Source organism: Roseovarius sp. YIN77 (genome assembly GCF_057219155.1).
This window is the reverse complement of the sequence record NZ_JBXVVI010000006.1, coordinates 20,299-34,679: the sequence shown is the minus strand read 5'-3', so window position 1 is coordinate 34,679 and position 14,381 is coordinate 20,299. Positions and strand designations below refer to the sequence as shown.

The following is a 14,381-nucleotide window of genomic DNA, read 5'->3' as shown; positions in this document are numbered from 1 at the left end:
ATGACCAACAAGACCACCCATTTTGGTTTCAAGACCGTGGACGAGGCTGACAAGGCCGGGATGGTGCATGGGGTTTTTAGCAATGTCGCCTCGAAATACGATGTGATGAACGATGCCATGTCGATGGGCGTCCATCGCCTTTGGAAAGACGCAATGATGGATTGGCTGGCCCCGCGCCCCGGCCAACATCTATTGGACGTGGCGGGCGGCACTGGCGACGTTTCCTTTCGATTTCTAAAACGCGCAGGCGATGCACATGCCACGGTTTTGGACATGACCGAATCCATGTTGGTAGAGGGTCGTAAACGGGCAGAGGCTGATCGGATGTCAGATAGCCTGGATTGGGTCGTGGGCGATGCCATGGCACTGCCGTTTCCTGATAACAGTTTTGATGTCTATACGATCAGCTTTGGCATTCGAAACGTTACGCGTGTTCCCGACGCCCTGTCCGAAGCGTGCCGTGTTCTGCGTCCCGGCGGGCGGCTGATGGTGTTGGAATTCAGCCAAATACCAAATGACATGATGCAAAAGGTCTATGACCTCTATTCCTTCAACATCATCCCGAAAATGGGCCAGTTGATCGCAAATGATGCGGACAGCTATCAGTATTTGGTCGAATCCATCCGACAGTTCCCGGATCAGGACACATTTGCGGCCATGATCCGTGACGCGGGCTTTGCCAATGTCAAGTACCGCAATCTTTCCATGGGCATCGCGGCCCTGCATTCCGGGTGGAAAATCTAGATGCGTGGTCCCCATAATATCTGGCGACTGGCGCGCACTGGCGCCACCTTTGAACGCACTGGAGCGATGCGCGTTATTCTGGATGCAATGGATGCGCCCAAACCCTTGCGTATCGCCGCACGCGTGCTGGGCTGGCCCTTCAAGTTGCTGGGGCTTCGGGGCGATCAAAACATGCCGCCTGTCACACGCGCGCTGACTGCCCTTGGTCCTGCCTACATCAAATTTGGGCAAATTCTTTCGACCCGGCCTGATGTGGTTGGCGACGACCTCGCCACCCAGTTGCGGGTTCTGCAAGACAAGCTGCCGCCCTTTGCCACCGACGTGGCAAAAGCAAGTGTAGAGACAGAGCTTGGTCAGCCCGCAGATGCGCTGTTTTCAGAGTTTAGCGACTCTGTCGCCGCCGCCTCCATCGCACAGGTGCACAAGGCACGGCTGCGCGACACCGGCGAAGAGGTCGCCGTCAAGGTGCTGCGCCCCGCAATTGAACGCGCCTTTCGCAAAGATATTGACGCCTTCTATTTCGCAGCGTCCGCTATTGAATTTCTTTCCCCTGCCTCCCGCCGCCTGCGGCCCCATGATGTGGTTGAGCATTTTGAGGGCGTCGTTATGGGCGAACTTGACCTGCGTCTGGAAAGCGCTGCCGCGTCGGAGTTTGCGGCAAAGACCGAAGGGGACGAGGGTTTTGCCCTCCCATCCGTTCATTGGCACGTGTCCAACCGCCGAGTCATGACCTTGGAATGGGCCGAAGGTGTTCCGCTGGGTGACAACGCCGCGCTGGACGCGGCAGGTCATGATCGGGTTGCACTATCAGAAAGGGTTTTGACGCTCTTTCTGTCACATGCCCTGCGGGATGGGTATTTCCACGGCGATATGCATCAGGGCAATCTGAAGGTTCAGGAAAACGGGTCCATCATCGCCTTTGACTTTGGCATCATGGGTCATATCGACGAATACACGCGCCGGGTTTATGCAGAGATTCTCTATGGTTTCATCAAGCGCGATTACATACGTGTGGCCGAAGTGCATTTCGAGGCAGGCTACGTTCCCGCAAACCAGGATGTCGATAAATTCGCCCGTGCCCTGCGTGCTGTTGGTGAACCGATATTCGGTCAGGATGCCACCAATATGTCGATGGGAAATCTCCTGAGTTACCTGTTCGAGGTGACCGAACGGTTTGGGATGCAAACCAGGACAGAGCTGATCCTTTTACAGCGCACTATGGTGGTGGTCGAAGGGGTGGCGCGCTCGCTCAATCCCAACATAAACATCTGGAAAACCGCCAAACCAGTGGTCGAAAACTATGTCCGAGACAGCATTGGCCCCAAGGCGCTGGTCCGCGATCTGGCTCAAACCTTGCGTGTCATCTCCAGATTTGGGCCGCATCTTCCGGCCATGGCAGAGGCTGCGCTGATACGTCAAACCACCGCAATACCGACGCAAAACCGACAAAGCTGGTGGACTGCTTTTGGGTGGGGACTGCTGGGCGCGGTACTGGCGTTGGCGGCGGCTGGGTTTTGTTCCTGGTACTGGGGTTAACCCTCAGATCAGCGCTGACAGTGCATTAAGTTCCAGGTCCATGGCATCACGATAGTCATGCGCCCCACGCTCTGACTTCCATAGGCAATACGCAGCCATTCGCCAATGATACCAAGGCGCAAGGGCACGGTAACGCTCTTCAACCTCTCCAGATCCGTAAGTTTCAAAAAAATGGTTTATAAACAATGCTGTTGGCACTGTGCCGCCATACAGGTTCTGCATTGCGGGAGATAAAAATATCCCAATATCCGCGGCGGGTTCACCCAACATCGGACATTGCCAATCAATAAGGCGGGTATCGTTTTCGGTCTGCAGAATATTATTGGCAACCACGTCACCGTGAAGCAAGCAACGCTGCGTATTTGGAGGGACGACCATCCGTGGCCTATAGCGGCTCAGTTTCTCTGCACTGCTGCGATCACAGGCAGACAGGATCTCATCGGTTTGGATTCGCAGCTCTTCCGATCCCGTTGGCGCAAATGGAAGGCTGACATCTGTTTTCAAACCGTGCAAGCGCGATAGCAATCGTGAAACAACGCCAACGTTGCTCGTCCACGGAGTTCCATCCACATAGTGATAGATAACGCAGGGCCCTTGTTCGCTTACGGTACTGACGTGTAGATCAGCGGAAAGCCCAAGTCCGGCAAGGCTGGTTAAAACTGCCGCTTCTGCAACACCGTCATTTCGAAACAGTGGTGTTTGCCTGTCATGGGGATAAAGCTTTACAACTAAGCAAGGGGCATGATCCTGATCAACGCGCCACAAGTAATTTGTCCGCCCACCCGCCAACGGCGACCATCTTGCCTGGGCTTCGATCAGGCCCCGAGATGTGAGCTCCGATGCAAGCAGATTTGCTGTCTCTCGATGTGTTTGCTGCGACACCAACTGCTTGCGCTCCGTCGTTCAATTCAGCGCAAACGCTAAATTCTCACGATGAAGAGAACAAGCATCAAATCAGGTTTCTACTGCCTTCAACTCCCCCTGAGTACGGGCGACCATCGGAAGATTGGGCCTGGTTTGGTTGAGCATTCTCTGGTGGCATAGCCCAAATACCACGCCACATGTCTTCCATATTATCCACAAATCCAACCAGAGCGTTTGGTTTTTCAGATACAGCAAATCCAACCGAGCCTTACGTGGAATGCACCGATTGTAATATATCTGTTCGGTTTCATTGACGGTCTGGCACTGTCGTAAAATACGCTCCTCATGCTCATAAAATACAAGGCTAGCCAAGCCTGTCACACCGGGAACTGATTGCAGGACATCTTTGTAAAATTCAGGACACTTTTCGACATGATACTGCAACGGTGGCCGAGGGCCGACAAAGCTCATATCGCCGCGCAGTATATTCCAAAACTGAGGCAATTCATCCAGCCGACTCGCCCGCAAGAAACGGCCAATATCTGTCACTCTGTCCAACGCCGCACCACCCGACACCCCGCAGGTATCTCCTGACCGCTTCATCGTACGGAACTTCCACATATAAAAGGACTTGTCTGGAGTGCGCATTCGTTCGGATCGGTATAGGATCGGGCGCCCATCACAAAGAGCAACCGCAATTGCAACCGCCAGCATCGGAAATATCAGTATCGGGACCAATATAGTGACGAGAACCAAGTCCAACACACGCTTGCCAAGCTGGTTCGAGTGGTTCGGTACATCCATATTGTTTTCACAACGGGATCGCATCGTCGACCTTTCACACAAGTATACAGCTATCGCTACCTTGCGTGATTCCAGTTAACTCCCGATTACTTGCAACCAAAACCCAGTCTGTTTTTGAGTCTATTTGAGAAGACCATCCCAGCCCCTGTACCAGTCGACAAATTCGCGGACCCCGCGGGATAAAGGCGTGACTTCGATCTCTCCAACCAAGGCGCGTATAAGCGACGTATCAGCCCATGTCGCGGGCACATCACCGGGCTGCATTTCCATATAGTTTTCCATTGCCTTGATGCCCAGTGCACCTTCTAGCGCGGATATGAAGTCCATCAACTGCACCGGTGAACCCGTCCCAATATTGACGACTCTATGTGGCGCAACCGGGGAAAGACTATCACCGCCAACAGGCTCCCCAACAACTGGTGCTGAAGGGATCAATCTGCATATCGCCTCAACCAAGTCGTCGATATAGGTAAAGTCTCGCAGCATGTCACCGTGATTATATATATCTATTGGCTCGCCGGCGATGATCCGCTTCGCGAATTTCATCGGTGCCATATCCGGCCGACCCCATGGGCCATAAACGGTAAAAAAACGAAACATTGTCGTGGGCAAATCGTAAAGATGGGCATAGCTGTGGGCCATGGACTCCGTCGCCTTTTTGGTCGCTGCGTAAAATGACATCTGATGGTCCGAACGATGCGTTTCCACATAAGGCATCTCTGAATTTGCGCCATAGGCAGAAGATGTCGACGCCAGCAACATATGCTTTGGCGGATAGTTGCGCGCCGCCTCCAACAGCTCAAACGTCCCGATGAGGTTGGATTCCAGATAGTCTCTAGGCGCATCGATTGAATGTCGCACACCTGCTTGGGCCGCCAGATGCACCACGATTTCTGGCCTGTGTTCGGCAAACAATTCCGCGAGGCGACCAGGGCTCTCGATTGAATCCTCAACTTCGGCAAAGCCGGAATACCCGCGCAGAATCTCCAATCGCGCCTTTTTTAGTTCGGGGTCATAATATGCATTCAGATTGTCGATCCCGATAATGTTTTTGCCTTCTGCTAACAGGCGGCGGCACAAGTGGAAGCCGATGAAACCGGCTGAGCCGGTGACCAGAATGCGCGTCATTTGTCCTCGCAACTTATTTGGTCGCAAGACTATTGCCTGATCTAGTCGGGAACAAGGCGCATGATGCAGGTCGGATTTTGCAGATATGTTTCGCAACTTGTGGCGCACGCTAAACATTTTGCGCCGTATAACAGGGCAGGGATAGAGGAGATCACTATGACAGTTCAAGACCGAGTAAGATTGCGCGCAGGTGGCCGCAGTGCGCGTCATGCTCTGCGTTCTGCTCCGCAACATGACATGTTGCCCGGTCTGACGCGCAATATACCGTTATGCGAGGTCATGAGCGGGGAACAAGTGCATCGCATTGACGAGGCATCAATGCATATCCTTGAAAATGTGGGGGTTCATTTCCGCGATCCCATCGCTTTGGAAGATTGGAAACGGGCGGGTGCAAAAGTGGTTGACGAAACCGTTTTTCTGGACCGTGGTCTGGTTCGTGAATTGATCAAAACCATTCCTTCTGATTTTACCTATCATGCCCGCGATCCGAATAAGAACGTACGCTTGGGCGGCAAGCATTCGATCTTTGTCCCCATGACCGGCGCACCGTTTTTGCGTGATTTGGATGATGTCAGGCGCAATCCGACGCTCGATGACTTGGCAATGTTTCACAAACTCAGCCACATGTCGCCAGCAATGCACAGCTCGGCCCACCATATTGTCGAACCTTATGATCACCCGATTAGCCAACGCCACCTGCGTATTACCTATTCGTCAATGAAATATTCCGACAAAACGTTCATGGGCATGACCACCAGCCCTAAGAATGCAGAGGACGTGCTGGATATGTGCGAAATCCTCTTTGGTGATGGGTTTCTGGAGGATCACCCCGTCGTAACCGGCAACTGCAACGGAAACTCGCCACTTGTCTGGGATGAAACGATGCTGGGCGCGATGCGAGCCTTCAATCGGCGCAATCAACCTGTACTGTGCTCGCCCTTCGTTCTAGGCGGGGCCAACACACCGGCCTCTGTTGCGCCAACTGTTGCCCAGTTGAATGCAGAGGCATTGTCTGCCCTCGCCTACACACAAGTCATTCGCAAGGGATGTCCAGCGATCTATGGCCATTACTTATCGACGGTGTCGATGAAATCCGGCGCGCCTATGGCTGGCACGCCGGAAATCAGCCTGATGAACTTCATGATCGGACAGATGGCGCGGTATTACGACGTGCCCTGGCGGACCTCAAACACGCTGGGTGGGGCCAAAACCTTCGACGCCCAGGCGGGTTACGAATCCGCCACTACCTTATCTTCGGTCATGCATGCCGGGGCCAACTATATCTGGCACTCGGCTGGCTGGAATGAGGCAGGTATGCATTGTTCTGTTGCCAAGTTCATTGTCGATGCCGAGCAATGCGCTATGGCCTACCGCATGGCCGAAGGGCCGAAATGGGACGATTTTGACGAAGCCCTTTCTGCCGTCAGCGATATCGGCCCGGGTGGGCATTATCTGGGCCACCCGCATACACTGGAAAACTTTCAACAGGCGTTCTTTATGCCGGAAATGTTTGACAACAACTCTATCGAGCAATGGCAAGCCGAAGGTGGTGTCGAAATCACCGAACGCGCCCTGACTCATGCGCGCAAAATGTTATCGGAATATCAGGAACCAAAACTGGACGAGGCAAGGAACGAAGCGCTTCTCGATTATATTTCCCGCCGCGAACGCGAAATTCCCGCCGCAGATGCCCTTAATCAGGACTATTGATCAATTCCATGTCTTCCTTTCACCCTAAATACCTCGGGGTCCGGGGCAGCGCCCCGGAAGTGCCCCCTTGGATCGTCGACACGGTGTCCATTATATGACGGGCCTTCTTGATCTGCTCCAAATACGCCACTTGACCCTGCGCAACCGCATCGTCAGCACTGCGCACGCACCGAATTATGTCGAGAACGGGCATCCGCGCGACCGCTATCGCCTGTATCACGAAGAAAAGGCCAAAGGCGGCCTCGCCATGACAATGGTCGGAGGCTCGACCAATATTGCGCCGGACAGCCCGTCGGTATTTGGTCAGCTTTATGCCGGTGATGACAGTATCATCCCATGGTTTCAGCGTCTGACCGATGGCGTTCACCAACAGGGCGCAGCGATCATGTGCCAGATCACCCATATGGGCCGACGCACCGCCTGGGATGACGGGTATTGGTTGCCTGTGATCGCACCATCGGGGGTGCGTGAACGTGCCCACCGCGCCTTCCCCAAGGTGATGGAGGTCGAGGACATCGCCCGTGTCGTTGACGATTTTGCCGCCGCCGCACGGCGGTGTCACCAAGGTGGTTTTGACGGGATAGAGATTTTGTCACACTCGCACCTACTGGGTCAGTTCCTGTCACCTATCGTCAACCAACGAGAAGATGACTATGGCGGGTCCTTGGAAAATCGGATGCGCCTGATGCGACAGGTGCTTGATGCCGTGCGCGCCCAAACCGGACCAGACTTCATCCTGTCCATCCGCATCACAGGTGATGAAGCCGCCCCGGGCGGACAAACCGCCGAGGAATGCGTTGAAGTTGCCCGAATGCTGGAGGCCGCCGGTCAAGTCGATCTGCTGAACATCATGGTCGGGGCTCCTTATGACGACTTGGGCCTGGCCGAATGGGTCCGCCCAATGGGTTTGCCCGCAGCCCCGCATCTCGGCATCGCAGGTCGCATCCGACAGGCGGTTAACCTGCCGATCCTGCATGCTGGTGGTATCGCCGATATCGCAACCGCACGCCATGCTTTGGCCGAAGGTCTGGTTGATCTGGTCGGTATGACCCGTGCCCACATCGCGGACCCACATCTGGTGGCAAAGCTTAAAGCCACGCAAGAGGATCGTATTCGACCCTGTGTCGGCCTCGGCTATTGCGTGGACCGCGTGAACCAAGGCAAACCGGCGGTTTGCGGCCACAATGCCGCAACGGGGCGAGAGGCCACGCTTCCGCACTTCATTCCTCACGCGGGCTCTGCAAAGCGCGTCATTGTGGTTGGTGGTGGACCCGGTGGATTAGAAGCTGCGCGTGTTTCCGCCCTACGTGGCCACCATGTGACGTTGAATGAGGCGTCAGATCGATTGGGTGGGCAGCTCAATCTCGCAGCAAAAGGGATGACTCGGCGGCAAATTTGGGGCGTGGCGGACTGGCTAATATCCGAGGTCGGCAACTTGGGAGTGACCACCCATCTAAATCACTATGTTGAGGCAGAGGATATCACGGAACATTCGCCAGACTTGGTCGTTATTGCCACTGGGGCTTGGCCCCATCCCCCCGATCTTCCGGGTGCGCAACTAATCCACAGCATCAATGATGTGTTGTCGGGCGAAGTTCGGTTGACTGGCGATGTGCTTCTGGTGGATGAGGTTGGCGATCATCCCGCGGCCGTCACCGCCGATGTATTATCGCGCGATGGCTGCAGGGTTCGGCTGATCACGCCCGACCGTACATTGTTGCATGATCTGGGCCCGACGACTTCATCCGTCGCACTACGAGATTTATCCTCGCAAGGTGTCGTGTTTTCCTGCCTACAAGAGCTTGCCGGCGTCCGCCCTGATGGAAATCGCAAACGTGCCATGCTGCGTCATGTCCTGACAGGTGACACCGAAGAAGTTGTCGTAGATGCAGTCGTTCACGAAAATGGTGCTGCACCTATGGATGAATTGTATTTCCAGCTAAAACCGTTCTCTCTGAACTTTGGTCAACTGGATCATCAGGCTTTGATCGATGGGCGCAACCCTTTCAAATTGCACAATTCGGGTGGTCAGTTTCATCTGGCCCGAATTGGCGATGCAGTCACCCGCCGCAACTTGCACGCCACGATCCTGGACGCCATGCGAGCCTGCATTTTTTTCTAACTTTCGTTGGTCGCTTTTGATTAAGCCTCGTGTCGGTAATGCGCGCGTCAATAGTAAAGCGATCGTTCTACCATAGTTGTCATGGAGAGTATCAAACTCAGAATCGCCCGCAATCTGGATGCGCAGTTTGCCGAAATGGGCTTTGCTATACCGGGCGTGGATTCCTTGCGCGAAAGCGCCGATGTCTCCCTGCGCACTCTCTACAAGTATTATCCCAGTCGCGAGGCGATGATCGTCGGTGCGCTGGAATATCGCAACGAGGTCTATCTGGATTGGATCTCTGGTGGCCCAAAAACCGGTCAGGGCCATATCCTGCATATCTTTGAGAGGCTTGGCGAATGGTTAGTGAAAGGTGCGAATAACGGCTGTTTGTTCCTGAATGCTCTTGCTGCATATCCGGATGCACCGGGCGTGCGCCAGATAGCTGAACATCACAAAAATTGCGTGCGGGTCGAATTCGCCCGTCGTCTGAAAAACATCGCCCCCCATTCTGACACCGAAGAGCTGTCGGAAGCTTTGCTAACCATTCACGAGGGGCAAACTGACACAGCAATGACACGTTCCCCAGAAATTGCCACACGCGCAGCCCTTCGGCTGGCCCGTGCCTTGCTGACAGCAGAAGGAATACCAAAATGATACCGGGCACCATGCATGGCGTACAGTTGATTGGCCATGGCGGGTTGGATCAGCTTGTTTACCGCGATGACCTTCCTGTCCCCAAACCAGGGGCAGGTGAAGTTTTGATCAATGTCACCGCTGCAGGTATCAACAACACCGATATCAACACGCGGATCGGCTGGTATTCCAAAGCCGTGGCCACTGATACCGAAACCGGCGGGGCAGACGGGTTTGATGCTGTCGATGATGACGACGCCAGCTGGTCCGGCATTCCCCTAACCTTCCCGCGCATTCAGGGGGCAGATGTTTGCGGCAATATTGTCGCTGTGGGGTCAAACGTGGATACAGTCCAGATCGGCCAGCGCGTGCTGGTGCAAACCATCCAACCGGTACACGGGTGTGCCCCCTTTACCTGCATCACGTTCGGATCCGAATGTGATGGTGGATTTGCCCAATATGCAGTGGCGAAATCGGAGTTCACGCACGCCATCGATTGCAATTGGACCGATGCCGAACTGGCCTCAATCCCCTGCGCATATTCCACCGCCGAAAACATGCTACACCGTGCCAGCGTGGGTGCCGAACGCGTGCTGATCACCGGGGCCTCGGGTGGTGTGGGATCTGCTGCTGTGCAACTGGTGAAACGCCGGGGCGGTAGTGTTATTGCGCTCAGCTCTGCCAGCAAAGCGGAAGATGTTCGCGCGTTGGGTGCGGATCAAATCGTCGACCGCAACGCCGATCTGGTGGCCGAGTTGGGCAAAGACAGTGTTGATGTCGTCATTGATTTGGTTGCCGGTCCCGCCTGGCCCAGCCTGTTGGATGTGTTGCGCCGTGGTGGGCGATATGCCACTGCAGGCGCGATAGCCGGACCAATCACAGAATTGGATGTGCGGACGCTCTACCTGAAAGACCTGTCATTATTCGGCTCAACCTTTCAGGCGGATCACGTTTTCCCAGATCTGATCGACTATGTCGAGCGCGGCGAAATCCGCCCCGCGCTGGCCGCGACCTATCCCCTGTCCGAAATCCATCGGGCACAAGAGGACTTTCTCGCCAAGACACATACCGGCAAGCTTGTACTGATCCCCCCGCAGGTGAAATGATGAAGATCACGGAAATCCATATCTACCAACATGACCTGCCGGTTCAAAACGGCCCATATACCATGGCCAATGCAGAAGTTTGGGCACTGGACACCACATTGATCAAAATCATCACAGAAACTGGCGTGGTCGGTTGGGGAGAAACCTGTCCCGTCGGCCCGACCTATGCGGAAGCACATGCCACCGGCGCCCGCACCGCGCTCTGCCAAATGGCCCCGGGCCTGATCGGCACCGACTGCCTGCCCCTAACCCTACACCGCCAAATGAACAGCCTTTTAACTGGCCACAACTACGCCAAAGCGGCGCTGGATATTGCAGTGCATGATGCGCTTGGCAAATCACTGGGCTTATCGGTAGCCGATCTGTTGGGCGGGGCTGCAACAAACCGCGTACCTTCCTATTACGCGACCGGTGTGGGGGCACCTGACGACATTGCCCGCCTTGCTGCGGAAAAACGTGATGAGGGCTATCCGCGGCTGCAAATCAAGGTTGGCGGCCGACCTGTCGAGATCGACATCGAAACCATCCGCAAAGTGTGGGAGGCCGTCGGCACCACCGTGCGCCTTGCCGTGGACGGTAATCGCGGATGGACCACACGTGATGCCATCCGTGTGAGCCGCGAATGTCCCGATATCCCGTTCATCATGGAACAGCCCTGCTACAGCGCCGAAGATCTGCGCCAAATTCGACCCATGGTCCAACACGCGATCTACATGGATGAAAATTCCGTCGATCTGCCTTCCGTGATCAACGCCGCAGGAACCGGGCTCGTGGACGGGTTCGGGATGAAAGTCACCCGCATCGGCGGTCTGCATAACATGCGCGCTTTTCGCGATATTGCAGAGGCAAAACGCCTGCCCCACACCTGTGATGACAGCTGGGGCGGGGATATCATTGCTGCAGCCTGCACCCATATCGGTGCGACGGTGAAGCCCGAATTGCTAGAAGGCGTCTGGCTCGCCGCGCCCTATATCGAGGGCAACTATGACCCAGTGAGCGGGATTAAGGTCGAAGGTGGTCATATCGCCCTACCTTCTGGGCCCGGCCTAGACATCAGCCCTGATGAAACGCAATTTGGCGCACCTGTCGCCTCTTTCGGAGGTTAATGATGAAAATCGCGAAAATAGACATGTACCGGATCGACCTTCCCTATGCCGGCGGAGCTTATGAGCTCTCTGGTGGGCGGGTCTACACCAGCTTTGATGCCTCGATCATCCGCTTAACCACGGATACCGGTGTCGAAGGTTGGGGTGAATCCACCCCATTTGGGCCCAACTACATCGCCGCACACGCCCTTGGGGCACGCGCGGGAATCACCGAAATCGCCCCGTATCTGCTGGGCCGTGATCCCAGGCAATTGGACCGCATAAATGACGCGATGGATGAGGCCCTGTCCGGGCACAATCATGCCAAAGCGGCCATTGATGTCGCCTGCTGGGATGCATTTGGTAAATCCGTCAACATGCCGGTGTGCGAACTGTTGGGCGGTTCAACTGGTCAACGCCTGCCAACGATCAGTTCTATCTACGCAGGATCACCCGACGACATGCGCGCCCGTGTCGCCAAGCACCGCGCCAAGGGTTACATGGGTCATTCCATAAAAATAGGTGCGAGCGAGGCAGAGGGCGGCCCCGCCCTGGATGCCGAACGCATCGCTGCAAGTCTGGCCGATCGTCAACCGGGCGAGTATTTCATCGTCGATGCAAATGGTGGGCTGATCCCAGAAACTGCGCTACGAATGTTGCGCTTGCTGCCCGAAGGGCTAGACTTTGTGCTGGAAGCCCCGTGCGCGACCTGGCGCGAAACCCTATCGTTGCGCAAGCGTTGCAATGTGCCGATCATCATCGATGAATTGGCGCAGCAGGACGCAGACATCGCCATGATCGTCGGGCAGGACATGGCCGATGGGATTGGATTGAAGATCACCAAGGCTGGTGGTCTGACCCATGCCCGCCGTCAGCGTGATATCTGCCGGGCGGCAGGCCTGACGATGAGCGTGCAAGACACTGTCGGATCTGCGATCGCCTTTGCCGCGATTGTGCATATGGGGGCGACCGTGCCCACCAAACTGCTAAGATGCATTCTGGACACGCGCGACATGGTCACCACTCAAACCGCCAGCTTTGATGCCCCTGTGGAACAGGGAGGTGTACTGCCGCCCCAAGCCCCGGGCCTCGGCCTTTTCGTCAACACTGAGATCTTGGGCGATCCGGTCGCCACATGGGGTGCATGATGGACTTCACGGGAAAAACCGCGCTGGTCACCGGCGCGGCAGGAGGCATCGGAACCGCAATCACCCGGATGCTGCGGGGCCAAGGCGCCTGCGTTGCGGTCGCGGATCGCAACACGGACGGGATAGAGGCCGATGCTCAGCTGCCCGGTGACCTGCTTGATCCCTCCTATGCAGACAACCTGCCTGCCCAAGCGGCAGAGGCGCTGGGAGGGCTCGACATTGTGATCAACAATGCAGGCGTCATTACGCGCGGATCGGTCACGGACACATCTGATGACGATTGGGCACTGTCGTTGGGTGTAAATGTCGAAGCCCCATTCCGCATCTGCCGGGCTGCGATCCCGATCATGGCTGATCAGGGCGGTGGGACAATTGTCAACACCGCATCGTGCTGGGGCCTGCGCCCCGGTCCCAACCACGCGGTTTACTGCATGACCAAGGCAGCGATTGCATCGCTCACCCAATGCATGGGTCGTGATCACGCCCATTTGGGCGTCCGTATCAACGCCGTCTGTCCGAACGAGGTCAACACGCCAATGCTGCGCACCGGATTTGAAATGCGGGGCTTTGATCCCGATACGGCCGTGGCGGAACTGGGCAAGTCCGTGCCCCTTGGTCGGATTGCTGAACCCGCGGATATTGCCGATGTGGTCCTGTTTTTAGCATCCGACGCTGCGCGATACATGTGTGGCACTTTGGTAGAGGTCAACGGTGGAAAGGCCGTGTCATGAACCGGTTTATAGGAAAGGTCGCATTGATCACAGGCGGGCGATCTGGCATTGGTCAGGCCATTGCCCGACGATTGCAAGATGAGGGCGCGCGTGTCTTTACAGCTCAACGCGGCGAAGACTCTGAGTTTGACTCGATTTCAGCTGATTTCACCGATCCCACCAACCCAGCCCAGGTGATCTCTGAAGTGATTAACCGTGCGGGGCAACTGGATGTTTTGGTCAACAACGCTGGCATGATGCAGGAAGCGCGGATCGAGGACATGGCCGTTGTGGATTGGCAAAAGACCTTAACCGTCAATTTGACTGCACCTTTTCTGCTGATCCGATCCGCCCTACCACATCTGCGAGAAACAAAAGGTGCAATCGTCAATATCGGGTCCATCGAGGGACTGGGGGCCAACCCCCACCACGCCGCCTATTGCGCTTCAAAGGCTGGACTGCACGGCCTGACCCGCGCTGTGGCCATCGATCATGGGCCAGAGGGCATCCGTTGCAACGCCGTCGCCCCAGGTTGGATAGATACCGAATTGAACACCGAATTTGTTGCATCCATGCCCGACCCCGAAACCTTCCGTGCCAAAATTGGATCCATACACCCCGTGGGTCGGACCGGCGCACCTGAAGAGGTTGCCGCACTGGTAGCGTTTTTAGCATCCGAAGAAAGTGGTTTTGTCACGGGCCAGATTTACACAGTAGATGGGGGGCGCATGGCGAAACTGAGTTTGCCATAGCAGAAAAAACTCACACCGAATGAGACCACAATCGACTTGGCATTTGACGCGACCCAC

General features: G+C 55.7%; 13 protein-coding genes. 10 read left to right on the top strand and 3 right to left on the bottom strand.

What is annotated here, in order from left to right; genetic code table 11:
* Both ubiE and ubiB read left to right on the top strand, forming a co-directional pair.
* Positions 1-744 carry a bifunctional demethylmenaquinone methyltransferase/2-methoxy-6-polyprenyl-1,4-benzoquinol methylase UbiE gene (gene ubiE / locus AC2D8P_RS07845; RefSeq protein WP_484701735.1) on the top strand — a complete coding sequence of 248 codons (744 nt, stop codon included), beginning with the start codon at positions 1-3 and terminating at the stop codon, positions 742-744.
* Positions 745-2,280 (top strand): 2-polyprenylphenol 6-hydroxylase, encoded by a 1,536-nt coding sequence (gene ubiB / locus AC2D8P_RS07840; protein WP_484701733.1) that lies wholly within the window; start codon positions 745-747, stop codon positions 2,278-2,280.
* Between the two features lie 3 nt (positions 2,281-2,283).
* On the opposite strand, the gene AC2D8P_RS07835 is transcribed toward ubiB, so the two are convergent.
* From AC2D8P_RS07835 to AC2D8P_RS07825, 3 genes are all read right to left on the bottom strand, one after another.
* Complete coding sequence (locus AC2D8P_RS07835; protein WP_484701732.1) at positions 2,284-3,162, bottom strand: phosphotransferase family protein; 879 nt, start codon at positions 3,160-3,162, stop codon at positions 2,284-2,286.
* Between the two features lie 72 nt (positions 3,163-3,234).
* A complete protein-coding gene (locus AC2D8P_RS07830) occupies positions 3,235-3,948 on the bottom strand; it encodes a sugar transferase (RefSeq protein WP_484701730.1) in 714 nt (237 codons plus the stop codon).
* 120 nt (positions 3,949-4,068) lie between these two features.
* Complete coding sequence (locus AC2D8P_RS07825) at positions 4,069-5,076, bottom strand: NAD-dependent epimerase/dehydratase family protein (protein ID WP_484701729.1); 1,008 nt, start codon at positions 5,074-5,076, stop codon at positions 4,069-4,071.
* A gap of 156 nt (positions 5,077-5,232) precedes the next feature.
* Between AC2D8P_RS07825 and AC2D8P_RS07820 the strand changes: the two genes are divergently transcribed.
* The 8 genes from AC2D8P_RS07820 (at position 5,233) to AC2D8P_RS07785 (ending at position 14,324) form a co-directional block, all read left to right on the top strand.
* Entirely contained in the window at positions 5,233-6,786 is a 1,554-nt protein-coding gene (locus tag AC2D8P_RS07820) for a trimethylamine methyltransferase family protein (RefSeq protein ID WP_484701727.1), read from the top strand.
* A 94-nt stretch (positions 6,787-6,880) separates the two neighbouring features.
* Entirely contained in the window at positions 6,881-8,908 is a 2,028-nt protein-coding gene (locus AC2D8P_RS07815; RefSeq protein WP_484701726.1) for an oxidoreductase, read from the top strand.
* Positions 8,909-8,989: 81 nt separating this feature from the next.
* A complete protein-coding gene (locus AC2D8P_RS07810; protein ID WP_484701725.1) occupies positions 8,990-9,544 on the top strand; it encodes a TetR/AcrR family transcriptional regulator in 555 nt (184 codons plus the stop codon).
* Positions 9,541-10,629 carry an alcohol dehydrogenase family protein gene (locus AC2D8P_RS07805; RefSeq protein ID WP_484701724.1) on the top strand — a complete coding sequence of 363 codons (1,089 nt, stop codon included), beginning with the start codon at positions 9,541-9,543 and terminating at the stop codon, positions 10,627-10,629. Before AC2D8P_RS07810 ends, AC2D8P_RS07805 begins: the two co-directional genes overlap by 4 nt.
* Positions 10,629-11,735 (top strand): mandelate racemase/muconate lactonizing enzyme family protein, encoded by a 1,107-nt coding sequence (locus tag AC2D8P_RS07800; protein ID WP_484701722.1) that lies wholly within the window; start codon positions 10,629-10,631, stop codon positions 11,733-11,735. The genes AC2D8P_RS07805 and AC2D8P_RS07800 overlap by 1 nt, the downstream gene beginning before the upstream one ends.
* Positions 11,736-11,737: 2 nt before the next feature.
* A complete protein-coding gene (locus tag AC2D8P_RS07795) occupies positions 11,738-12,862 on the top strand; it encodes a mandelate racemase/muconate lactonizing enzyme family protein (protein WP_484701721.1) in 1,125 nt (374 codons plus the stop codon).
* Complete coding sequence (locus tag AC2D8P_RS07790; RefSeq protein WP_484701720.1) at positions 12,859-13,593, top strand: SDR family NAD(P)-dependent oxidoreductase; 735 nt, start codon at positions 12,859-12,861, stop codon at positions 13,591-13,593. The genes AC2D8P_RS07795 and AC2D8P_RS07790 overlap by 4 nt, the downstream gene beginning before the upstream one ends.
* Entirely contained in the window at positions 13,590-14,324 is a 735-nt protein-coding gene (locus AC2D8P_RS07785) for an SDR family NAD(P)-dependent oxidoreductase (RefSeq protein ID WP_484701718.1), read from the top strand. The genes AC2D8P_RS07790 and AC2D8P_RS07785 overlap by 4 nt, the downstream gene beginning before the upstream one ends.
* Positions 14,325-14,381: the final 57 nt, after the last annotated feature.

Coding starts and splice junctions, on each gene's coding strand:
- ubiE (WP_484701735.1), top strand. CDS start 1: ATGACCAACAAGACCACCCATTTTGGTTTCAAGACCGTGGACGAGGCT.
- ubiB (WP_484701733.1), top strand. CDS start 745: ATGCGTGGTCCCCATAATATCTGGCGACTGGCGCGCACTGGCGCCACC.
- AC2D8P_RS07830 (WP_484701730.1), bottom strand. CDS start 3,948: ATGGATGTACCGAACCACTCGAACCAGCTTGGCAAGCGTGTGTTGGAC.
- AC2D8P_RS07825 (WP_484701729.1), bottom strand. CDS start 5,076: ATGACGCGCATTCTGGTCACCGGCTCAGCCGGTTTCATCGGCTTCCAC.
- AC2D8P_RS07820 (WP_484701727.1), top strand. CDS start 5,233: ATGACAGTTCAAGACCGAGTAAGATTGCGCGCAGGTGGCCGCAGTGCG.
- AC2D8P_RS07815 (WP_484701726.1), top strand. CDS start 6,881: ATGACGGGCCTTCTTGATCTGCTCCAAATACGCCACTTGACCCTGCGC.
- AC2D8P_RS07810 (WP_484701725.1), top strand. CDS start 8,990: ATGGAGAGTATCAAACTCAGAATCGCCCGCAATCTGGATGCGCAGTTT.
- AC2D8P_RS07805 (WP_484701724.1), top strand. CDS start 9,541: ATGATACCGGGCACCATGCATGGCGTACAGTTGATTGGCCATGGCGGG.
- AC2D8P_RS07800 (WP_484701722.1), top strand. CDS start 10,629: ATGAAGATCACGGAAATCCATATCTACCAACATGACCTGCCGGTTCAA.
- AC2D8P_RS07795 (WP_484701721.1), top strand. CDS start 11,738: ATGAAAATCGCGAAAATAGACATGTACCGGATCGACCTTCCCTATGCC.
- AC2D8P_RS07790 (WP_484701720.1), top strand. CDS start 12,859: ATGATGGACTTCACGGGAAAAACCGCGCTGGTCACCGGCGCGGCAGGA.
- AC2D8P_RS07785 (WP_484701718.1), top strand. CDS start 13,590: ATGAACCGGTTTATAGGAAAGGTCGCATTGATCACAGGCGGGCGATCT.